Source organism: Paenibacillus sp. FSL P2-0136 (assembly GCF_037975325.1).
Lineage (GTDB): Bacteria > Bacillota > Bacilli > Paenibacillales > Paenibacillaceae > Paenibacillus_AQ > Paenibacillus_AQ silagei.
This window is the reverse complement of sequence record NZ_CP150244.1, coordinates 2,483,766-2,506,435: the sequence shown is the minus strand read 5'-3', so window position 1 is coordinate 2,506,435 and position 22,670 is coordinate 2,483,766. Positions and strand designations below refer to the sequence as shown.

15 protein-coding genes are annotated in these 22,670 nt (G+C 54.5%); 2 read left to right on the top strand and 13 right to left on the bottom strand.

Annotated elements, in window-relative coordinates; translation table 11 throughout:
* Window positions 1-96: 96 nt before the first annotated feature.
* The 10 genes from NYE26_RS10335 to NYE26_RS10290 all read right to left on the bottom strand — a co-directional run bounded on the left by NYE26_RS10335 (window position 97) and on the right by NYE26_RS10290 (window position 14,695).
* Entirely contained in the window at window positions 97-1,617 is a 1,521-nt protein-coding gene (locus tag NYE26_RS10335; RefSeq protein WP_339255554.1) for a response regulator, read from the bottom strand.
* A complete protein-coding gene (locus NYE26_RS10330; protein ID WP_036724942.1) occupies window positions 1,610-3,418 on the bottom strand; it encodes a histidine kinase in 1,809 nt (602 codons plus the stop codon). Before NYE26_RS10330 ends, NYE26_RS10335 begins: the two co-directional genes overlap by 8 nt.
* A gap of 23 nt (window positions 3,419-3,441) precedes the next feature.
* Complete coding sequence (locus NYE26_RS10325) at window positions 3,442-4,974, bottom strand: response regulator transcription factor (RefSeq protein WP_339255552.1); 1,533 nt, start codon at window positions 4,972-4,974, stop codon at window positions 3,442-3,444.
* Between the two features lie 131 nt (window positions 4,975-5,105).
* Complete coding sequence (locus NYE26_RS10320) at window positions 5,106-6,017, bottom strand: carbohydrate ABC transporter permease (RefSeq protein ID WP_036724944.1); 912 nt, start codon at window positions 6,015-6,017, stop codon at window positions 5,106-5,108.
* Between the two features lie 14 nt (window positions 6,018-6,031).
* Window positions 6,032-7,018: an ABC transporter permease subunit gene (locus NYE26_RS10315; RefSeq protein ID WP_339255550.1), complete on the bottom strand. Its 987-nt coding sequence runs from the start codon at window positions 7,016-7,018 to the stop codon at window positions 6,032-6,034.
* Window positions 7,019-7,129: 111 nt separating this feature from the next.
* Window positions 7,130-8,812 carry an extracellular solute-binding protein gene (locus NYE26_RS10310; protein ID WP_076073607.1) on the bottom strand — a complete coding sequence of 561 codons (1,683 nt, stop codon included), beginning with the start codon at window positions 8,810-8,812 and terminating at the stop codon, window positions 7,130-7,132.
* A 744-nt stretch (window positions 8,813-9,556) separates the two neighbouring features.
* Window positions 9,557-11,803 (bottom strand): glycoside hydrolase family 95 protein, encoded by a 2,247-nt coding sequence (locus NYE26_RS10305; RefSeq protein ID WP_339255548.1) that lies wholly within the window; start codon window positions 11,801-11,803, stop codon window positions 9,557-9,559.
* 56 nt (window positions 11,804-11,859) lie between these two features.
* Window positions 11,860-12,879, bottom strand: coding sequence for a zinc-binding alcohol dehydrogenase family protein (locus tag NYE26_RS10300; RefSeq protein ID WP_339255546.1), 1,020 nt, complete (start codon window positions 12,877-12,879; stop codon window positions 11,860-11,862).
* The gene (locus tag NYE26_RS10295) at window positions 12,879-13,838 is read right to left on the bottom strand and encodes an aldo/keto reductase (protein WP_339255544.1); all 960 of its coding nucleotides are present in this window, start codon (window positions 13,836-13,838) and stop codon (window positions 12,879-12,881) included. The genes NYE26_RS10300 and NYE26_RS10295 overlap by 1 nt, the downstream gene beginning before the upstream one ends.
* 5 nt (window positions 13,839-13,843) lie before the next feature.
* Window positions 13,844-14,695 (bottom strand): amidohydrolase family protein, encoded by an 852-nt coding sequence (locus tag NYE26_RS10290; RefSeq protein ID WP_339255542.1) that lies wholly within the window; start codon window positions 14,693-14,695, stop codon window positions 13,844-13,846.
* Between the two features lie 131 nt (window positions 14,696-14,826).
* On the opposite strand from NYE26_RS10290, the gene NYE26_RS10285 reads away from it, so the two are divergent.
* Window positions 14,827-15,696, top strand: coding sequence for an AraC family transcriptional regulator (locus tag NYE26_RS10285; RefSeq protein WP_339255540.1), 870 nt, complete (start codon window positions 14,827-14,829; stop codon window positions 15,694-15,696).
* A 45-nt stretch (window positions 15,697-15,741) separates the two neighbouring features.
* Here NYE26_RS10285 and NYE26_RS10280 read toward each other — a convergent pair whose 3' ends face one another.
* Complete coding sequence (locus tag NYE26_RS10280) at window positions 15,742-18,168, bottom strand: TIM-barrel domain-containing protein (protein WP_339255538.1); 2,427 nt, start codon at window positions 18,166-18,168, stop codon at window positions 15,742-15,744.
* A gap of 119 nt (window positions 18,169-18,287) precedes the next feature.
* On the opposite strand from NYE26_RS10280, the gene NYE26_RS10275 reads away from it, so the two are divergent.
* The gene (locus tag NYE26_RS10275) at window positions 18,288-19,181 is read left to right on the top strand and encodes an AraC family transcriptional regulator (protein WP_339255536.1); all 894 of its coding nucleotides are present in this window, start codon (window positions 18,288-18,290) and stop codon (window positions 19,179-19,181) included.
* 108 nt (window positions 19,182-19,289) lie between these two features.
* Here the strand turns inward: NYE26_RS10275 and NYE26_RS10270 are convergent, their stop codons facing one another.
* Together NYE26_RS10270 and NYE26_RS10265 are read right to left on the bottom strand one after the other, a co-directional pair.
* Entirely contained in the window at window positions 19,290-20,717 is a 1,428-nt protein-coding gene (locus NYE26_RS10270) for a family 43 glycosylhydrolase (protein WP_339255534.1), read from the bottom strand.
* A gap of 71 nt (window positions 20,718-20,788) precedes the next feature.
* On the bottom strand, window positions 20,789-22,606 hold the full coding sequence (locus NYE26_RS10265) for a family 43 glycosylhydrolase (protein WP_339255532.1): 1,818 nt from the start codon (window positions 22,604-22,606) through the stop codon (window positions 20,789-20,791).
* Window positions 22,607-22,670: the final 64 nt, after the last annotated feature.

Sequence of the window (22,670 nt, the reverse complement as noted above, 5' to 3'; positions counted from 1 at the left end):
TAGCAATTTTTGGACAGCTATCTCTATCATAACGTATTTGAATGCGTTTACCATCACCATAGTAAAGACTTGGACCCTAATAAATAAATGGATACCCTAGCCTTGTTCAGATTGGGCCTGTGCCCGGAACTGAACGGGCTTCAGCGCCGTCCGTTTCTCGAACTCTCTTAAGAAATGGTGATAGTGTACGTAACCGACACTCTCCACAATGCTTTTGACCGTGTCATGAGTGTCGACGAGCCGCTGCTTGGCCGCTTCGATCCGTAAATTATGAATGTATTCCAGAATGCTGATGCCGTGCTTTTTGATGAAGGCCTGGCCCAGATACACCGGATTGATATAGAAATGCTCTGCAATCTCTTTTACCGTCAGATGCTCCGCATAATGATCCCGCAGGAAGCATTCCACGCGGGTCAGCGGGTGCTCGGAGTTACGCTCCTTGTGCTGGCGGATATAGTTCATACTGGTGGAGAGCGCTGTCTCCAGGGTAACCTGCAAGTCTTCCAGGGACCTCGGCTCCGTTCTGAAAAAATCAAGCGTGCCGATCCACTGATCGTCCGCGCCGCCGAATTCCTTCAGCAGCTCCATGCTCCGCAGCATGATATCCATGCCCGTCATCTGGACGACTCCCGGATCTGTCCGGTTCTCCTTGAACCCGCGGAACAATTCGCCCAGCTTCTCCGCAGCCTTATGCTCCTGCAGCCGCTCCACTGCGCTGATTATCTCCTCAATCAGCTCTGCGGAAGGCAGCGTGTAATTAACCTGGCCCTCGGCTTCACTGGCCGAATCCACCGGACCGCACCCGTCCGAATAGAAGTAGTGGCGGGCCGCAGCGTCTGCCGCTTCGCGGTAGGAGACCGGCAGCTCGCGGAGGGACCGCACACTTGGCCCGATGCTGACCGAGCCCTTTACTCCGCTGCGGGTCAGCCCGGCGTATAGCTGCTCCGCCAGCCCTGCCGCCGCCCCCGAGCTCTCCACGACCAGCCCGGCCTGATCCCCGGGCAGATCAATGAGCATTGCACCGCCCGGTCCGGCAAGCTCCCGGCACAGCTCCGTAATCCGGCTGCTATTGCCCTCCACATGCACATACGTCCACCCAGTGGCCGCCTCATCCAGGCGGTCCATCTGCTCAGCAGCTTCCTCATCCGGTTCTGCCCAGTGTCCCTCAAGCATCCGCGCAATGGCAAGCGGCAGCAGACGGCTGGACAGCATACTCTGCTGCATGGTCTGCTTAAGTCGCAGCTCCAGCTCATCCGTAATGTCCGTAAGCACCTTATCCCATTCCGCATCCATAACCGGCTTCAGCAGGTAATGCCTTACCCCGTAACGGATGGCTGTTCTGGCATATTCAAATTCGCCGTAGCCGCTGAGCACAATGAAGACCGGCTGCTCCATATCAAGGCTGCGTACGCGCCGGATCAGCTCAAGCCCGTCAATCTCGGGCATGCGGATATCCGTAATCACAAGATCCGGCGAGCTGCGGATAACGGCAGCCAGTGCTTCCTCCCCGTTCTCACAGGCGCCGCATACCTCGAAGCCCAGCTCCTCCCAGTCGGTCAGCGTCCGCAGCCCCTCTAAGGCAATGGTCTCATCATCTGCGAGCACTACTTTATACATGAGCTCCCTCCCCCATCGGAACCAGACTCAAATCCTCGGGAATCTGGATAGTAATAACCGTACGTTCGTATTCGGTGCTCTCAATACTGAATTCGGCTCTGCCGTTATAGTACAGCATGAGGCGTTTATACACATTGCGGAGGCCAACATTCTGTCCCGTATCCTCTTCTGTCTCCAGATGGGACTTGATCCATTCCAGCTTCTCCTTCTCGATTCCTTTGCCATTATCAGTCACCACAATCAGCAGACCTGTCTCATTCCGCGAAGCGGACACGTGAATTTCCCTTGCCCATTTGACCGATTGCAGGCCATGCTTGCAGGAATTCTCCACCAGAGCCTGTATACTCATCTTGGGTATCCGGCAGTTCAGCACCTCAGGCGCAATATCCAGCACATAAGAGAACCGGTTCTGGAAGCGGAACTTCTCAATCTGCAGATACATCTCGATGAAGGATACCTCCTCCTCCACCGTAATCAGATCATCCTTCCAGCTCAGCAGCCTGCGCATAATCAGGGCCAGATTCCTAATGACATCGGTAACCTGTTCATATTTATACTTCTTACAGATGACCAGGATCGCATTCAGCGTATTAAAAAGGAAATGAGGGTCTACCTGACTCTCCAGATATTTCAGCTCTGCCCGCACCCGTTCCAGCTCCAGATCCTTCTTCTGGATCTCCAGCTTGTAGACATCATTGATCAGATTGCGGATTTTGCCTGTCATCAGATTGAAGCTGCGGATCAGACCTCCGATCTCATCCTTCCCCTCATACATATCAATGCTCTCGAATTGTTCATATTTGACCAGCTTCATATGCTTATAGAGCAGCCTTACCCTCAGATTGTAGGAGCGTATAATCACAATCATGAGCAGAGTGGGAAGGATGATCGTCAGCAGGACCAGAATCAGCGAGTTCCTGAGCGCACGGTCCATCTCATGGCTGATCTTGCGCCCTTCCGGAGTTCCGACCAGCCGCCATCCCTTGGTGTAGGCCGCACTGCTAAGCGCCCGGACAATCTGCTTGGAGGGCTGGTCAAGACTGGTGTCCACATTCAGCAAGGCACTCGCATCCAGCGAGGAGAAGGAACGGTTCGAGTCCAGCACAACCCGGTTCTTCTCGTCCAGCAGCTTGAAATCCAGATAGTCACGTTCCTTCTGGAACAGCTCCTGTACATTGTTCAGCCGCAGATCAATCCTCAGATATTTCGTGTAGGGCTGGCCCGTGAAGTTATCCAGCTTGCGGATCAGGCTGACCAGCACCTCCTGCTGCGGCGGATTCAGCGGGTCGGTTCCCTGATAAGAAGTGAGCAGCACCTTACCTGTGCTGCTTGAGATTTTGCGGTACCATTCACTCTGCTTATCCGCGTACGACAGAATGAAGTAGCTGTTGCCGTTCTGGATGGTCGGATTAGAGGTGTATATGCCCATCCACGAAATATAGGAGTGGAGCGTGCTGTACTGCCGCAGCTTATCCTTCAGAGAATCATTATAGGCATCATAATAAGCCTCATTATCCGGGTAGGCGTAATCCATCATCTCCATGTAAGGCCGGTCCGCAGCCACCGTATTGCTGATCGCCAAGCATTCGTTCACGATCTGCATCAGGTCATAGGCCACCCGGTCTACCGAAATCTCCAGATTCTCCCTCTCCCGTGCCTCCACATTACGGCTGATCTGCACATAAAAGAGGGCATTGATGCTAAGTATGGGGACGAGCACACAGAGTAAGTAGATAAACAAAAACTTGTATTTAAGCGGAATATCATTGATGAAGGCAGATGGCTTCCGGTTATTCTTCATGCACGCCCCTCCTTCCTCATGAATTAACTCTTCTTGTACACGGAAGGTGTAACTCCGTTAAGCGCCTTGAACTTGGCGGCGAACACATCGGCGTCTGAATAGCCCACTCTGCTTGAAATATCGGAAATACCCATATCGGTCCGGCGCAGCAGCTTCTTCGCCTCTTCAATGCGGAATTCATGGAGATAATCGTTAAAGGAGCTGCCGTAATATTTCTTGAACCGTTGTCCCAGGTAGGCCGAGTTCACATGCAGGTGCCCCGCAATATCCTGCAGCTTCAGCTTCTCCTGATAATGCCCGCGGACATACTCGATCGCTGCGGCCACAATCTGATCCTCCACCCTGCCGTCCGCAGCCGCTGCGAACCACTCTGCAGCCTCACACAGCTCCTCCTCTATCTGACGCTCAAGCAGCGGCAGGCAATTGGCTGTATGCCGTGACGGGAACCATTTCTGCACCCACTGCGCATAGTCTCCCCCTCTGGCGGTAATTTCACGTAGCAGCTCAGCTTTGACATTGGCCAGAAAAGCGTCGATCCAGGAGCTGGACGCCACCTCCGCCGAGAAAATCTTGAACACCTCGCCAAGCTGATCCGTGAGATGCTGGGTATTCCCTTCGGTGACGGATTGCAGCAGCGATCGTCTCAGCTCTGCCGGAAGCATGGCCATCTGCGACTTATCCTGCTTCTCGAAGAAGCCGGCGGCATCGCTCCCCGTGGTATCGTGCCTGCACAGCTCAGCAGCCAGCGCCTCACGGTATGCCGTATTCAAGGCCTCCTTGCCCTGATGCTGGAGACTTGCCGCGAAAAAGACCGGCGTGGTGTACAGCGGCCGCATCTCCTCCATCCACCGGGTAAGCAGTGTCCGGTCGAGCGCCGGCCCTTCCTGCGGTGACACCAGCAGATACCCGTGCTTCCCGCTGCCTGCGGTGAACGGATAGACTGAGATGCTGCGCAGCGGCTCCTTGCCGCTCATGGCGGTGACCTGCTTGCGCATTTGCAGGCTGTCCGGCGCGGCTCCATGGACCAGGACACAGCATAGCCGCGAGGCAGGGCCGATCCCCAGCATATTCAGCCCCTTCTCCCGCTCCTCCTCCGAATTCTCCCGCATCAGGAGCCGGGATACCGTATCCTCCTGCATCAGAGCCGAGAGCGCGTCACGCCGTGAGGATGCCTTGTGTTCTTTAAGAATCTGTTCGGTTACTGTATGCAGCGCCTCCGTCAGCTCCTTTTCATCCAGAGGCTTGGTCAAATAGTTGGAGACTCCGTATTTCAGAGCCCGCTTGGCATACTCAAAGTCAGCATAGCCGCTAAAAATAATAAACTTCGGGCGGCAATCGCCTTCTGAGGCTCTTCGAATGAGCTCAAGGCCATCGATGACCGGCATGCGCACATCGGTGATGACCAGATCAGGACGGGTGCTGTGAATGAGCTGCAGCGCATCCTCCCCGTCCAGCGCCTCGCCGCATACTTCATAGTTGAGTGCCTTCCAGTCCACCAGAAAGCGCAGCCCCTCCAGCATAATCGGCTCATCGTCGGCAAACAGTACCTTAAGCATGGAATCACCATCTTTGTTCTAGTTTTTTTATGATCTGCTGGCTCACCACTGTTGAACAGGAGAAACCGCTTCGGCTGCACCCGAAACGGTTATAGTATACATATTTTTCTTACTATAATACGTATTGACAATTACTCTTTTACGCTACCCAGGTTCAATCCTACCACGAAATACTTCTGCAAGAAAGGGTAGACGAACAGAATCGGAACTGCTGTAACGATCGTAATGGCTGAACGCATGGAGGCTGGCGTAACCAGCGACTGGACCTGATTGTTCTGGCCTCCCGCAAGCATCGACGGATCATTGTTCGCACTCATAATCGAGCCGAGCATCTTCATCATTTCGTATTGCAGCGTGCTGAGCTTGATATCCGAGGAGGCATAGAGGAATGTGTCAAACCAGGAATTCCATGAGCCTACCGCGATGAACAGTGCGACGGTTGCCAGGACAGGCGTACAGAGCGGGAAGATGATTTTCCAGAAAATCCTGAATTCACCCGCCCCGTCAATCTTCGCTGATTCGGTAAGGCTGAACGGAAGCCCGCGGATATACGTCCGCATGATAATCAGGTTGAACGCGCTGACCAGACTCGGCAGAATATAGACCATGAAGTTATGCAGCAGGCCCATATTCTTGATCAGGAAGTAGTTCGGAATCAGCCCGGCATTGAAATACATGGTCAGGATGAACAGCAGGCCGATCTTTTTGCGGAAAATATATTGCGGCTGCGCCAGTGCATACGCCAGCATCGTAGTAAGGAAAACACCAAGCACCGTTGAGATAATCGTACGGGATACCGAGATAAATGCGGCATGATAGATCGTTCCTGATATAAAGACCGCCCGGTAATTCTCCAGCGTCCATACACGGGGCCAGAGGTAGATTCCCCCGGTAAGCGTGTCACTGCCGTCATTGAAGGATACCGCCAGCGTCTGGAGGAACGGATAGAGCGTGACAGTAACCACAAAGAGCATAAATATCGTGTTGAACGTATGAAATACAACCGGCTCAATCCGGCTTGAACCTTTGGTCCCGGCTTTCATATGGGCTTCCTCCTCTATAGTAATCGCTCTTCGCCGAGGCGTTTTGCGACATTGTTTGCGATGAATACGAGAATGACACTGACAATCGTTTTGAAGATCCCTGCCGCCGTAGCCAGCGAGTAGTTACCCATAGCCAGACCATACTTCACTACAAAGATATCAATGGTTTGCGAATAGTCCACAGTAAGTCCGTTGCCCAGCAGATATTGAAGCTCGAAGCCGGCATCCAGAATATGTCCAATGTTCATAATCAGCAAAATAACGAATGTAGCCTTGATTCCCGGAAGCGTGATATAACGCATCTTTTGAAAACGTTTCGCGCCGTCAATGGACGCTGCCTCGTACAGGGAAGGATCGATGGAGGTAATAGCAGCCAGATAGATAATCGTCCCCCAGCCCACCTCTTTCCACACGTTCGATGCCCCGATAATGCCCCAGAAGTATTTCCCTTCACTAAGCCACATAATCGGATCTTTAATCAGGTGAAGCTTCATTAGAACGACATTCACAATCCCGCCATCGATGGAGAGTGAAGTGGACACAATCCCCGCAGCGATAACCATGGACAGAAAGTGCGGCAAATAAGAAATCGACTGAACCGCGCGCTTGAAGAACTTAAGCTTGATCTCATTCAGCAGCAGAGCCAGACCGATAGCCGTAACCGTACCCAGTACAAGGTTAATGAAACTCATCGCAATGGTATTGCGAAGCACCAGCATAAAGGTATCATCAGAGAATAAAAACTTGAATTGCTGCAAGCCTACCCATTCCTGCTGGCCGAAGGACACCGCCGGGCGGTAATTCTGAAAGGCCATGAGCCAGCCCCAAATGGGAACATAGTTGAAGATAATCAGATAGAGTGCAATCGGCACGGACATAAAAATAAGCTGCTTCTGTGTTTTCAGTGTTTTCCAGCTGAGTTCCACACCGATTTCCGGATCGATTTTTCTTTTTCGGGTCTTCTGTTTTTTGACCTGTTTGTCCAGTACGGCATCAGACATGTTGTATTCCCTCCTGTAAAAATCATTCTCTCCACGTTGTCCTATTCACGCATTCCTATTTAGGAAGAGCGGGAAACAGCATTTCCCGCTCCTACTTCTGTATTGAATGGTTTATTTAACGCTCCATTTTTCGATACGCTGCTGAATGCCTTCATTCATCCGGTCTTCATAAGCCTTGATGTCCAGCTTGTGGATTCTGTCCACATAATCCTGCCACACGCCGTCGAACTCAGCAGGGCTGGCCATAATGGCTTTCGGCAAATACTTAATCATGAGGTCATTCAGCTTGGACTGTGCGAGCTGTGCCGGTGAACCATCCTTAAGCACGATGGAATACGCAGGGAAGTAGATATTGTTCTCTTTTGGTTCCTTGAAGAATTCGGACCATGATTTCTTGTTGTACGCCTTCAGAATTTTCTGGTCGTAAGGCTTCAGGCTGTCGAAGAATTCCTGAGGCTGTGTACCGGCATCTGCTGCGTTACCGTCGCTGTACGTACCTTGAATCTTAGGCATGTAACCGAACATCCCTGAGATTTTGTTAGCTACCTGCCAGCTGGTCTGATCCGCATTCGCACGTTGCTCAGGTGTACGGTAGAAGGAGCCGTCTGCGTTCACTTCATAATCTTCGCCTTTTACGCCCCATTGAAGCGTCTTCTGCCAATCCTCGGTAATCATCTTATCCCAGAATTTGATAATGCGGACAGGGTCCTTGGCATTGATCGAAATTCCGAATCCGCGGTTGGTGCCGACCGCTCCGCGGTCACGATACCATTCTTCTGCGCCCGGATAGAGCAGCGGGAAGCCGATATACGTATTTTCCAGCTTGCCTTGGGAGATCAGGGATTTCTCGCCGTCCTGGAAGTTCCAGTGCTGGTCGAACATCCCGATGACCTTACCGCTTGCTATCTTGGCGAGGTACTGGTCATAGTTCTGTACGAAGGCTTCTTTATCCATCAAGCCTTGAGCGTTGATATCATTAAGCTTCTTGTAGTAGGTCTTGGAGATATCCTTGTCGGCAAAAATCTGTGCTACATTGTTATCTACAATAACGGCCCCGTCATTCGGATGCCCCGACAGATGCTCTGGGGGATTCTGCAGCGGGAACACGCGCCAGTCGAAGTTGAGTGATTCGAACCCGATCATATCCGGGTGTTTTTCTTTATATTTGGCAATGATATCGAAGTACTCATCCAGGGTCTTGGGAGTAGGGTAGCCCATTTCCTCAAGCACGCCTTTTTGCAGCCAGAAGCCTGGTCCCTGATAAGTAGGCTCGGTAATTTTACCTTGATAGACGCCATAGCTTGGCAGTACGTAGATGTGGCCGTCACTCTCATCCTTGATCTGGTTCCAGACCGCACCATAATGCTTCTTCAGGTTGGGAGCGTATTTCTCAATCAGATCCTCCAGCGGAATGTATGCCTTGGCATTGATTAATTTGTCGTCACCCGACAGGATGTCCGGGTAATCTCCCCCGGCAATCATGACCCCGAGCTTCTGTTGCAGGTCGCCGACCAGGAATTCCTGGTTGAAGGTGATTCCGGTTTCGTCTTTGATCAGCTTCAGAATCTTATTGTCAGGCGTTGGCTGTTGTCCGGGACCGTTCATGAATACCGAGAACGTTACCGGAGCCGTGTCGTCTCCGGCTGCTGCCGGGCTGGCGTTTCCTCCAGTGGCGGTATCCTTGGTACCGGTGTTGCTGGTGTTATTGCTTGATCCACAGCCTGTCAATGCCAGTGTGAGTGCTAATACACCGGCCGCAGCGGCTGCTGCTGAACGTTTTGCCGTTTTGTGCATGTTGTTATGCCTCCCCTTTTTGGCTAATCGCTTATGCTTATCATTTCTCCTGGTGACAACTTTAATTATACGTTTTCAGAATGCGCTTACAATTCATAGAATATAGGTCTTCCCCCCTGAAAATTCATAAAAAGAAAACGCTTGCTTGCAGCGTGGCAGCGGAATTGCCGTTCTTTCAGAGCTGGCTGCGCTTGGGGATTAGCCTGCTTACGGCCTGCAAGGGTTGCCGGATTTTGGCGGAATCCGGCGAAACAGGGGCATTAGTGCTCTTCATTTGCTCGGGTGGCCCGCTTTCGGCGATTTCAGGGGCACTTGTGCTCTTCATTTGCTCGGGTGGCCCACTTTCGGCGATTTCAGGGGCACTTGTGCTCTTCATTTGCTCCGGGTGGCCCACTTTCGGCGATTTCAGGGGCACTTGTGCTCTTCATTTGCTCCGGTGGCCCGCTTTCGGCGATTTCAGGGGCACTTGTGCTCTTCATTTGGCCCACACGCACTCCCCCAACAAATTGTGTTCGGTTTTTCGATTACATTTGGCCTACGCGCCGCTCCCGGTTCCATTGTGGTCGGTTTTTCGCCTACATTGGGCCTGCGCGCCGCTCCCGGTTCCATTGTGTTCGGTTTTTCGATTACATCCGGCCCGCTCGACGTTCTAGCCAACCACGCACGCAAAAAGGACTGGCGCAAATACGCCAATCCCACATTACTATACTATCCTATTCGTCAACTAGCCAGCCTAATATTAATCTACCCGGTGAAGGTATACGAACTGCCCGCTTCTCCAGCGAACGATACCGGAGCCAGTCCCGGGCCTTCCAGGCGGCATGTGCCGGATACCGTACAAGTAACAATCACTTCAGTAACATGTCCGTCCGCCCACGAGAAGTCCAGCGTATAGCCACCTCTTGCCCGCAGTCCCTTGACACTGCCCTCGCTCCAATCCGCAGGCAATGCAGGCAGCAATCTGATCCTATCTGTATGACTCTGCAGCAGCATCTCCGCGATGCCCGCTGTTCCTCCGAAGTTCCCGTCAATCTGGAACGGTGGATGGTTATCGAACAGATTGGGCAGAGTAGAATGCTCCAGCAGCGCCCGTACATTCGTATAAGCCTTGCCTTCATCCTGGAGCCGCGCCCAGAAATTAATGATCCACGCCCGGCTCCAGCCGGTATGTCCGCCGCCGCTGGCAAGTCTGCGTTCCAGCGTCGTACGGGCCGCTGCCGCCAGCTCCGGTGTATGCTCCACTGTGAAGGCATCCCCCGGATATAGCGCAAACAGATGCGAGATATGACGGTGCCCCGGCTCTACCTCTTCATAATCCTCCATCCATTCCTGAATCTGGCCGTATTTACCGATCTGCGGCCCCGGCAAGCGGTTCAGCGCTGAGCGGAGCTCTTCGCGGAATGCCTCATCCCGTCCAATGATTTCCGCGCTCTGAATGCAGGCCTTGAACAGCGCCTCAATAATCTGGAAGTCCATGGAGGCTCCGGCACACAGCACGCCCGATTCCCCGCCGGGAAGCTGGTACGTGTTCTCCGGCGAGACGGACGGGCAGGTAATCAGCCGGCCCGATTCATCCTCTATCAGGTAATCCAGCAGGAACTGTGCCGATTCCTTCATCGTATCGTAGGCATTCGCCAGATACTGGCGGTCCTGGCTGAACCGGTAATGCTCCCACATATGCAGACACAGCCAAGCTGCTCCCAGCGGCCAGAACGAGGCTGGCAGATACGTATCCTGAGGAGCAGTATCTGCCCAGATGTCTGTATTGTGGTGTGCCGTGAAGCCGCCGCAGCCGTACATCACCTTCGCGGTCACCCGTCCCGGCTCACGCATCCGTTCGATCAGATCGAACAGCGGCTCATGGCATTCCGCCAGATTGCAGAGTTCAGCCGGCCAGTAATTCATTTGCGCGTTGATGTTAATCGTGAATTTGCTGTCCCAGGCCGGGGTGAAGCTGTCATTCCAGATGCCCTGCAGATTCGCAGGCAAGGAGCCAGGACGGCTGGAGGCGATCAGCAGATAACGTCCATACTGGAAGTAGGTTGTAATTAGCCCGTGATCCTCTCCCCCCTGCCGGAACCGATTCAGCCGTTCACTGGTCGGTAGTCCGCTCAGCTCCGGGTTCTCCGGCAGCGTCAGCGTGGTCCGTCCGTATAGGCTGCGGTAATCAGCGACATGACGGGCAAGCAGTTCCTTATAAGGAACCATACTCAAGGCCTCCAACTGCCGCTTGGCATACAGCGCCGGATCGGGATGGCGGAATGTGGTTCCTGCGGCAAGCAGCAGCGTAACCGAGCTCGCCCCCTCCACCAGCACATATTCGCCGATGTTGCGGCAGGTTCCGTCTTCTGTGACGACCTTCAATGCAGCAGCGAACGAGCTGCCCCCGCGCCCGCCGCATTCCCCGCCCATCACCAGTCCGCTGTCATTCCATTTCTCGGTCTTCTCCAGCATTCTCCAGTTCTGGCGGTTGAATCTGGCCTTGAGGGAGATTGCGTTCTTCCGGTCAGCGGTAATCCGTACCACGATGGCTTGATCCGGGAAGCTTGCGAACAGCTCACGGGTATACCGCACTCCACCGGTGGAATAACTCACCCGGGATACACCGGATTCGAGATTAAGCTCACGCTGATAGTCCTGAGCAGGCTGCTCATGTCCGCCGAACGACAGTAGCAGGTCGCCAAGCGGCAGATAATGGCGCTGTGCTTCCGGCAGCCCCACCATCGTCATGGCCGCCAGCTCCTCCGCCTCCCTCAGCTTGCCTTCCAGAATCAGCTGGCGGAGCTTCGGCAAGTGGGGCAGCGCATCTTCATTGTTGCGGTCACGCGGACCTCCGTACCATACGGAATCCTCATTAAGCTGCAGCTTCTCCTCAGCCACCCTGCCAAAGATCATCGCCCCGAGCCGGCCGTTGCCGATCGGCAGCGCCTCATTCCAATTCTGTGCCGGTTCACTATACCATAACCGCTGGCTGTGTTCCTTGCTTTTCATTACAATTCCGCTCCTTCGTAGTTAGTCAGTTCCACCCGTTAGTCCAGCTTCATCCGTTAATCCAGTTCCACCAGCGCCTTGATCACCTTGGTTTCAGGACTCAGCCAGCTCTCGAACTGCCCTATCATCTCCCCGAAGGAGCAGCGGTGGGAAATATAGCGGTCCACATCAATATAACCGTCCCTAATGGCACTAATCACCCGTTCGAAGTCCTCGCGGGTCGCATTTCTGCTGCCCTGCACCGTCATCTCACGGGCATGGAAATCGGGGTCACTAAAGGTAATGTTCCCTTTGACCAAGCCGACATAAGTCAACGTACCGCCATGCCCGACCAATCCGAAAGCCCCTTCCATAGAAGAGATGTTGCCGGTGGAATCAATGACATGCGGCAGGAAATTGCCGTCTGTAAGCGCCGATAGCTGTTCCTTCGGCTCCTTCAAGGCGCTTACCGTATGCTCTGCCTGCGCCCAGCCCTTGCAGAAGGCCAGACGTTCATCGTTGACATCCATCGCAATGACCTTCGCCCCAGCGTACCGGGCCATGGCCATCACGCCCAGTCCGATCGGTCCTGCCCCGATCACCAGCACCTGCTCCCCCTCACCGACACCCGAGCGCCGCACCGCATGGGCACCGATCGCCAGCGGCTCCAGCATGGCCGCCTGATCCAGCGTCAGCCCGTCTGTCTTCAGCAGATTGCCGACAGGCAGACTCACCCGTTCCCGCATTCCGCCATCCAGGTGAACACCGAACACTCTCATTTTCTGGCAGCAATTCGTTTTACCGCTCAGACAGGCCCGGCACTCTCCGCAATGCAGATACGGAATGACACTGACCTGGTCACCGGCCTGTAGCCCTTGCGCGTTGTCGCCAATGCCCTCAATAATCCCGGACAGCTCATGCCCCAGCACACGCGGATAAGTGAAATAAGGCTGGTTGCCCCGGTAAGCGTGGAGATCTGTCCCGCAGATGCCGATCCGGCGGATGCTTACAACCGCTTCCCCGTCCACCAGCTCCGGCTCCGGCAGATCTTCCCTGAATACGAATTTTCCGATCTCCTCACAAATAATTCCCTTCATTATAAGCGCTCCCCGTTCCGGCCTGGTGCTTCGTTCCATTCTGCCCGGCCGCTCGGCCAAGTAGCCCCATCAATCGGCTTCAGAATATCGCGTACTTCTGCCAGTAATTGTTCGTCCATCGGCTCTTCGGTCCACTTGATATTGTTGCGGATATTGGCTGGCGTCGCCGTGCTGACCAAGGTCGTAGGAATCTGCTCGTTCGCGGTGGAGAACTGGACCGCCAGCTTGGCGATGTCTTCTCCCTTGTCCCTGCAATACTCAGCGGCGCGCTGACATGCGGCCTGAATCTCCGCTCCTGCCGGATGCCAATCCGGCACCTTACGGTTGCTGAGCAGCCCCATCGAGATGGGTGACGCATTCATCAGCCCTGTGCCGCTCTCCTCCAGCAGCGGAAGGAGCCGGAGCAGTGTGGTATCGTTCAGCGAATAATGACAATAGGACAGAATGACATCCAGCTTGGTCTGCGGCAGCACCTTCTCGAACACACTCAACGGCAGGCCGCTGACGCCGAAGTAACGGATTTTGCCCGCCTGCTTCAGCTCTTCCAGCGCCGGAATCCCCTCCTCCATCACCTGCGTAAGCGAGCCGAATTCAACATCATGCAGCAGCAGAATATCCAGGTAATCTGTGCCCAGTCTGCCCATACTCTCTTCCGCGCTGCGGATGATCCGCTCTCTGGAGAAATCGAATTCCCCCTCGCCGTAACGTCCGGCCTTCGTGCTCAGGATATACTTGTCGCGCGGTACCGTCTGGAGTGCCTCACCCAGCACTGTCTCCGCCTTCATCAGGCCGTAGTAAGGGGAGACGTCAATGAGGTTAATCCCCTGATCAATCGCCGTATGAACCGTGAGGATAGCCTCATCCTTCGGAACCTCCCGGAATACACTGCCCAGCGAAGAGGCCCCAAAGCTTAATGCGGAGACATCCAGTCCCGTATTGCCCAGCTTTCTGTATTTCATATCGCTCAACCTCCTATAATTAGTGAATCCAGCTTATAAAATCTAGCAGCATTCGCTCCAAATACCGGCTCCATCTCTTCCGCAGACAATCGTCCTTGCAGTGCTGTGCGCAGAATCCCCACAACCTCCTCATAGGTTGCCGCCATCAGGCACACAGGCCAGTCGCTGCCGAACATCACCCGCCCGGGTCCGAACAGCTCCAGCACAGCATGTACGTAAGCCGTGAAATCCTCCTGCGTCCAGCCCTGGGGATCTGCTTCAGTGACCATCCCGGACAGCTTGCAGTAAATTCCCGGATGCTTGGCAACCTCTGCCATTTGGCTTCTCCACGGCTCCAGGCTACCCGATGCAATCGGAGGCTTGGCCAGGTGATCAATGACTCCCCGCAGTCCCGGAACCTGTTCCAGCATCTCAATGAGCTGCGGAAGCTGATCGGCCAGCACCAGCAGGTCTACCGGCACATCCCGCTCCGCAAGATATGAGAGCGCTTCTATATAAGGCCGGGTCAAAAGCACACCGGGGTCCGCCATCTCCTGAATCATCACCCGCAGCCCGGTGAACTTCGGATGTCTGCTGAGGCGCTCGAATTCGGCCTGGAAGGAAGGGCTTGCCAGATCCAGCCAGCCAATCACGCCCGCGACAGACTCCGCCTGCCCGCTGAGTCCCAGAATATATTCCGTCTCCTCCACCGTAGGTGCAGCCTGTACGACAATCGTACGGCTGATCCCGTGCTTCATTAGCTCCGGCTCCAGATCAGCGGGCAGATAATCCCGGAACAGCACCGGAATCTCCGGCGTAATCCATCCATAATCATCCCTGTCTATCTTCCAATAATGCTGGTGAGCATCAATATACATGATAACGCCTCCATTCCACCTTATTGTAAACATCCGATAAAGGAATAAAAATAGCTTAAACAAACAAATCTATACCTTATTTTGATATGATGTGGGTAAGAATGCAGAGATTTAACTCAGGGGGCGACTTCATGGAACCGATCCGCAGGCATTTTGACCATCAATTGCCGGTTACGCTGCTGCTGGACTATAAGGAAACGAAAAGTCCGCAGCGCGAGCTGCCCGACCACCAGCATGACTGGTACGAATTCATTTACGTATACGGCGGCAAAGGAAGCTTTTTCATCGATCAGACCTTTTATGAGATGCATCCGGGTGACATTATTGTCGTTCCCGGAAACACGGTACACCGGGGATTTCCCGATAATGAGGAGCCGGTGACCTCCTCCGCCCTTTTTTTCAGCCCGGCCCTGATCCATAACCATACCTACAGTGAGTCTTATCCCTATCTGAAGCTGTTCGACGCTGCCAAGACAAACAAGCAGTACAAGTATACCCTGTCTCCAGAGCATGCTGAAATTCTGCAAAATGATATCGATGCGATCCACCGGGAACGTGAGCAGAATCAGCCGGACGGCGGGCAGGCGCTTACGCTGCTGCTTCATCTTACATTGCTGCATCTGAACCGCTACTGCCTGCCGCAAGCCGCTGAGCCTGTCGCTTCAAGTCCCTTGCTGCCGGAGTGGTTCCGTGAGGCGCTCAGCTATATCAACGATCATCTGGATCAGCCGCTGGAGCTAAGCTCTCTGGCTGCACGGGCGTCGATCTCACCGGCCCACTTCAGCCGGGTCTTCAAGCAGCGTCTGGGCATGAATGTGACGGATTATATTGCGACGAAGCGGATTTTTGCCGCCAAGGACAGCCTGCTGCAATCAAGCTATACCATCGAGCAGATTGCCATGGCCTGCGGCTTCGAGAGCCTGCCCCATTTCTACCGTACATTCAAAAGAATCACCAGCATGACACCCGCCGCCTACCGCAAGAGTAACAGAGCTTACTAGAGCTTCTCTATCAAGCGTACAATGAGTCACACTTCGAATGAAGTCTCAGCTCTGCAGGTCCGCTTCACGGACAATTACAGCTTCCCCTTCATAAGTGACAATGCGGCTTCCCGCATAACCGGCCAGCTCTACGGCAAATTGCCTTACCGCCTGCATTCCGGCATAGTCTCCGGCCCGCTTCCCGATAGTCAGGCTGCGGTCCGCTTCACACCAGCTCAGCTCAATCATGGCATAGGCGCCGGTCTCATAATTATAATTATCGCCTTCATCTTCATACAGGGTGAAGGCTGCATCCTTGCCGCCGTATACCTTGAGTCTCGTCACCGCCTCCGGCTGTTCATCCGTATATTGAACATCGGGGCCGAGCGGAACAATGGACCCGGCACGGACATACAGGGGAAGCGTCTCCAGATCCGCCTTGGCTTCAATCGTCACGCCGCCCTCCAGCCGTTCATCGCTCCAATAATCATACCATTCGCCTTCAGGGAGGTAGACCCGGCGCTGCTTAAGAACCCCCTCAAGCTCGCGGGAGCCGGGACCGTAATACATGGCCTCTGTCACAGGAGCCACCATGAAGGCCGGACCGAACATGAACTGGTCGCCGATGGCATGGACCTGCACATCTTCCCGGTAATCGAAAGCCAGCGCACGGAACATAGTATAGCTGCGGTGTGCCACAGCTCCGGCCAGGGAGTAGATGTATGGCATCAGCCTGTAACGGAGCTTCAGATAGTTCACCAGCGTGTCATACATCAGCTCACCCTCCTGGCCGAACTGCCATATCTCCCTCGGCGTATCCGTGCCATGGGAACGGAACATCGGCAGGAAGGCTCCGAGCTGGAACCAGCGGACATACAGCTCCCGGTAGCCCAGATCCGCAACACCTTCGTCATAATCCCCGCTACAGAACCATTGCTCCTTGTGATTCTTCACGAAGAACGCCCCGATATCCAAAGTCCAATAAGGCGAACCGGTCATGCAAAAGTTAAGGCCGTCTGCTATCTGCTTCCTCAGCGTCTCCCAGTTGGCGGCTATATCGCCTGACCATGTAATCGTGCCGTAGCGGTGCTGTCCTGCGAACGCGGAGCGTGTCAGATTGATCACCCGTTTCGCAGAGGTCGCTGCACGCTGGCCTTCATAGATCCCTTTGGAGTGCTGCATGGAATAAGCATTGATCAAGCCCGGATCGAGATACCGCTTCGATTCTTCCGTATTAATCAGCAGCCGCTGCTCCGGCTCCGGCTTCACCGCACCCTTCCAGTCCGCTTCGAACGGCTCGGTGCAATCGCACCACCAGGCATCAATGCCGTGGGCGAACAGCCCTTCGTTGGCCTGCTTCCAGTACAGCGCACGAGCCTCCTCCGAGAAGGCATCATAAGTCGCCTGATTGCCGAGCAGGAAACCGCGTGCCTTCATCTCTTCATGATTCTCCCCGCCCGCGCCCATAATCGGCCAGATCGATACCATCAGCTTGGCGTTCATGGCGTGCAGGCGGTTCATCATCTGCGAGGGATCGGGGAAGCGCTCAGGATCGAAAGTCTTTTGTCCCCACAGATTACCCGTCCAGGACTGCCAGTCAAGTACGATACAGTCGAGGGGAAGCGAACGTTCACGATACTCTTGCACGGTGGCAAGGAGTTCCGCCTGGGAGACGTATCTTTCCTTGGACTGCACATACCCGAAGGACCACTTCGGCAGCATTGGTGCTTCTCCGGTCAGGTAGCGGATTGCCGCCGTAATCTGATCGAATTCCGGACCATAAATGAAATAGTAATCCATCTCTTCATCCGCATCGCTCCAGAGGTACGAGCCAAAGGCATCATCATGAAAAGTCATATAAGATCCCGAATCTACCAGAATCCCGTAGCCGCGTGTAGACACCAGTACCGGTACAACCGCCTTCATATTCTGCTGGTACAAGTATTGCTGCCGTCCCCGGAGGTTCATCATCCCCTCTTCATGGGAACCGAGTCCGTACAGAGCTTCACCTTCCTGCCATTCGAATTCCAGCTTCGTATGAAAAGCCTCCCGGTCCAGTCTCCGGTTCACGCCCTCCGCTCTGGCACGCAACCCATCAGCACCCTGTCCGGTCTCTACCGTGTCTGCTGAAGCATCGAAGACTGTATGATAGACCTCTGTGCGCTCCAGGGTTTTGCCGCCTCTGGCCGGCTCCCGTGTCAGCAGCGTGCCGTCCGCAGCTCTGTAGCTGAAGGCACAGGTCTCTTTATCCACTTCAATCGTTAGCTGCGCCGTTGAGATCTCCAGATGGCCGGGCAGGTCTGTGATAGTGTAAGGTACGGTCTCGGCTTCTGGCCGGCTTACCACCATCAGACTCTCTTTACCGCTCAGCTCAGCATTCAGCGTATAGCGGATTCTGGCAATCCCCGGCGTACACCAGGCAATATGCATAATCCCCTCTGTAGTCTCCAGCCTTACGCCAGCCTCGCCGGATTGAACAGTTATCAGTTTCATTATGGTTTCACCCTTCCTTATGACTTCCTCTGGTTATAATGATATTATTATTGATAACGGTTCATCTAACATATATTTGCGCGATATCATCACAATATAGCGATTCAGAGGAGGGCATCATGTACGAACACCGTTACCGGGAGAACAAGCTGCACGGCCAGCCGGAATTCCCGCTGCATATCTACCGGGTGGAGCATCAGGCCCGCGTGCATTCCATTCTTCCGGTGCACTGGCATAACGAAATGGAGATGATCTATCTGGCAGAGGGCAACGCTACCTTCCATATTGAGAGCCGCGAGTTCTCCATTCAGGCTGGAGATGCCCTGATCGTTCATCCCGGTGAGCTTCATTCGGGCATGGACACCGCAATGGGCGGCACCTGTTATTATTCCATCGTGTTCAAAGGCTCCTGGCTGTCTTCGCCGCAGCCCGACAGGGTACAGGAGCTGTTCCTGGACCCCGTCCTGCAAGGGAAGGTCCGGCTTCCCGCTCTGTTATCTGCTGCAGATGCCGCCCACTCCCCCTTGCTTCAGCTGATCAGGGAGCTGTTAAGCCGCTATGAGCGTAAGCCCGGGGCATACGAAATGAGCCTGAAGGCGCTCTTACTGCTGTTCATCGCAGACAGCTATCAATACGGGCTGACCAGGCTGAACCCGGCGGCGGAGACCCGGCACGGCCGGGAATATAACCGGCAGATCCGGGAGGTGCTGAGCTATATGGAGGCGCATTCCCGCGACAGGCTGGAGCTGGATCAGCTTGCCGCCGTGGTAGCGTTGAGCCGCTCGCATTTCTGCAAGTTTTTCAAGGCTCAGACAGGGATGCGCCCGATGGAGTATCTGAATTATATCCGCATCAGCCAGGCGGCCAGTCTGCTCCGCAGCGGATCATACAATGTGCTGGAGGCTGCACTGGAGTCAGGCTACCAGCATGTCAGCTATTTCTCCAAATGGTTCAAGCATTATATGAACATGACTCCCTCAGAATACAAGGCCCGGTATTCTTCCGGCGTGTAGCAGCAGGTTGAGAGCGTACGCTCTACGATGTGAACGACAAAACAGCAGCACCGGGAACACGCACCCTGGTCCTGCTGTCTGTGTCATGCCTGGTCTGATGCCTCCGGTCTATTCCAGCGTAAACGATGCAAACTGCGCGCCGCCATTGCCGGTATACGTGAAATACAAGGCCTGCACACCGTCCGGAATCGCCACTTCCGCAGCATATTCCTTCCAGACGTTGGTGAAGCCTACCGGAATAGAAGCAAGCGCAGGCCCGTCCCAAGCCGTCTTCACCTGGAACTCCCCATGGCAATATCCCCGCACCTTGATGGAGACCCGGCTAACCCCCTTGCAGTCAAAATACTTGAATCCGGCGGTCGCCGACTCCGTCATATTGGCAATATAACCAACCTCTTCTTCGCCGTCTCTGCCGTCCTGGGTAATCTTCGGGAACCTGCTGTCCATCCAGGCACCCACCTTGCCAAAGCCTCCGGTGTACATCTCCTGATCCTTCGTGAACAAATGACAGGCCAGGTAAGCCGGATATTCTCCGCGTCCTTCCAGCGGGCCGCCGTTCGGGCCGGAGGTTGTGATCTCCACCTGCGGGATGGTGCCGTCTTCACTGAACGTAATCGGCTCGATGCAGCCCTGGCGCGAGAACGCGGTCCCGTTGGTATGCCGGTGATAGAAGATATACCACGCTCCATTAACCTCCACGATGCTGCCGTGGTTATTGCCGCCGTAATACATCGTCCGGTCCGCAGGCTTATACGTATCGATATGCAGATCACAGTTGCTCACAATGACTCCCTGATACACAAAATCCCGGGTAGGATGACTGCTGGTGGCATAACACAGCTCATGCATCGAGATGGAGGAATAGATCAGGTAGTAGATATCCCCTCTTTTGCGGATGGAAGGGGCCTCGAAGAACTCATAGCCCTCGAAGCCGGTTCCCTGGCTGTAAGGCTGGCTCGGTGCAACGAACACAGGCTCTTCAATAATCGTAAGCATATCGGGACCCAGTACGGTAGCCATCGCGCCGTGTCTGGATTTGTCGCCGTATCCGCAGAAGCCGGTGTACAGGTAAGTGGTGTCTCCTTCGGTCAATACCCCCGGGTCAAACTGCGGCTCATCGCCTTCCCGTTCGCCCAGACGCGTGCCGTCCCCGTAGGTTACATAACCGTAGAATTCATATTTGCCGCCCGGCTTATCGCAGACCGCTACCGATACGACAGAAACCTTGTCAAGTACATAGTAGAGATAGTAGCGCCCGTCCGGTCCCTGCGTCACATCCGGTGCATAGAGACACATGCTGCCTTCCGGGTTGAGCGGGTCATCTGTCGTCTTGTAGATCACCCCTTCATACTGCCAATCTCCCAGATTGTCCTCCGGCGCTGACCAGCAGACATAGTCGTTCAGACAGAAGGCGTGTCCGTTGAATCGGTCATGCGAGCCATAGACATATACTCTTCCTTCAAAAACATAAGGCTCCGCATCCGGCACATACTCCCAGGAAGGCAAATAGGGGTTAAATCCTTGTTGTTGTGTCATTCTAACATCCTCCATTTGTTATATAGATTGTCGTTGTTAATGTTTCATTGTGGAATTGCCGTGACTCCAGACTAAGCAAGCACCGTTACCTGTATCGTGCAGTCGGCGTAATCCGGATGTACATCTCTCTCCCCGGCCACATCGAGCAAGGGTACGCCGTTACTGTTGTAATGGACTCTGTGGATCGCCGAGCATCTCGTTCCATGCTTCACCAGTTGCTCTTCCCCGTGGTAGAGGACTAGCGTAGTACCGTCTGCATCCTGGAAAAAGGAATTATGCCCCGGACCGTACACCCCGTCCAGCGAATAATAAGAAAGTGCCGGTGTGCCCGCCTTACTCCAGGCACCGGCATCCAGAACATCGCCGCCCCGTGGAATGCTTAACCAGCCCACCGCATAGGTATATCCCGTTGCCGCCCCGCCGGAATAGGCAATATACACGGTATCTTCCGTCAGGAGCGGATACGGGCCTTCGTTATTAATCGTGCCCTGAACATTCTCCCAGCCCAGCAGCGGACGCGACAGCAGCACCGGCTCACTGGTTAATACCGCCGGGTTCGCTTCATCTACAGTGGCGATGTATAGCATGGAGCCGGTATCCAGCGGCGTTCCGATTCCTTTGCGGTAAGACCAGACTACACAGGAGGTGCCGTCTGCCTTGAAATAAGTCATATCCAGCGTAATGCCGTCTGCGGCCAATGGAGTACCGTCCATCCGCTTCACCCGGACCGGCGTGCTCCAATCCCCGGCCTTCATAATATCGCCGCCGGGGTTCAGCTTCATCAGATGGCATTGCGGTCCCCATACCTTACCGCCAACAGCGAACAGAATGCACAACTCCCCGCCGATGACATGGAATTCCGGTGCCCAGAAGGTCTGGATGAAGTTCAGCTCCTCATTCAGGTCCAGTATAACGGCTTCCTGGAAGCCCGGAGCGAATAAGTCCTGCAAGGTATCTGCCACGCGGACATAGATGCCGATATTATTGACATTGTCATTGGTAGCCAGGAAGTAATACCTGCCGTTCCAGGGGAGAATCACCGGGTCTGCATAGCCGCTTGCTAACGGGAACGGCAAGTCATGAGTGACCACTTTGCCAGGTATGGTATGTGTTCCCGGCAAGGTGAAATCAATCCCTGCGGTATCCCAGGCTACCCGCTTATCGGCAGTGGAGCCGTCAGAATATAGCGCTGTGGCTCTGACCTTTGTCAATTCGCCGGCGGAGTGGACACTGACCTGCTCCGCCACGCGAATACCGGTGTTATGCACCGGGGTCCAGGCCGCCTGAACCTTGCGGCCGGCGGGACCATCTACTGTCAGCACATTCCCCGGACGGGTTCCGGGCAGCGGCTGAGCGGGCCGCTCTACTGTGTAAGCTTCCGCAGGCTCCGGCGGCGAGATCCCTTCCGGCTTCCGCAGGTCGGCCAGCCGGTTCACATAATAGCTGCCGTCATTGTCCTGCCAGCGGATCTCATATCCGCCAGTGCTGTCCAGTGCGCAGACGGCTTCTTTTACATAGCGTTCATTATCGAGCCGGACAAGCCGCTGGGCATCGAAGGTCACCAGATCCGGCGAGGTCCACAGCAGAATCTGCCCCCTGCTCTCCCCGTCATCCTCCCCCGAGGCGTCAATCCTTACCGCAATCATCCCGAAAGCACCATCCTGTGTACGGAACAGATAGGGGTTTTTGAGTCCTTTTTCATGAATCACATTGTTCTCATCCACGGTGGCCACGGCAAATAATAGGCCATAGTTCCGGTTCAGCGGCTGAAATTCGTTAGGGTCATCTGCACAGGCCATATGAACACTGTTGGCGAGAGACCCGGTGTAATCCTGGTTCGGTATGCGCGTGTAGACTGTAAGCTTCATTAGCTCTGCCACCTCATTCATAGCTCTATCACCCTTACCTTGTTATTCATCTTGCAGCATGTCCCTATCAGTATAGAGAAGCTTT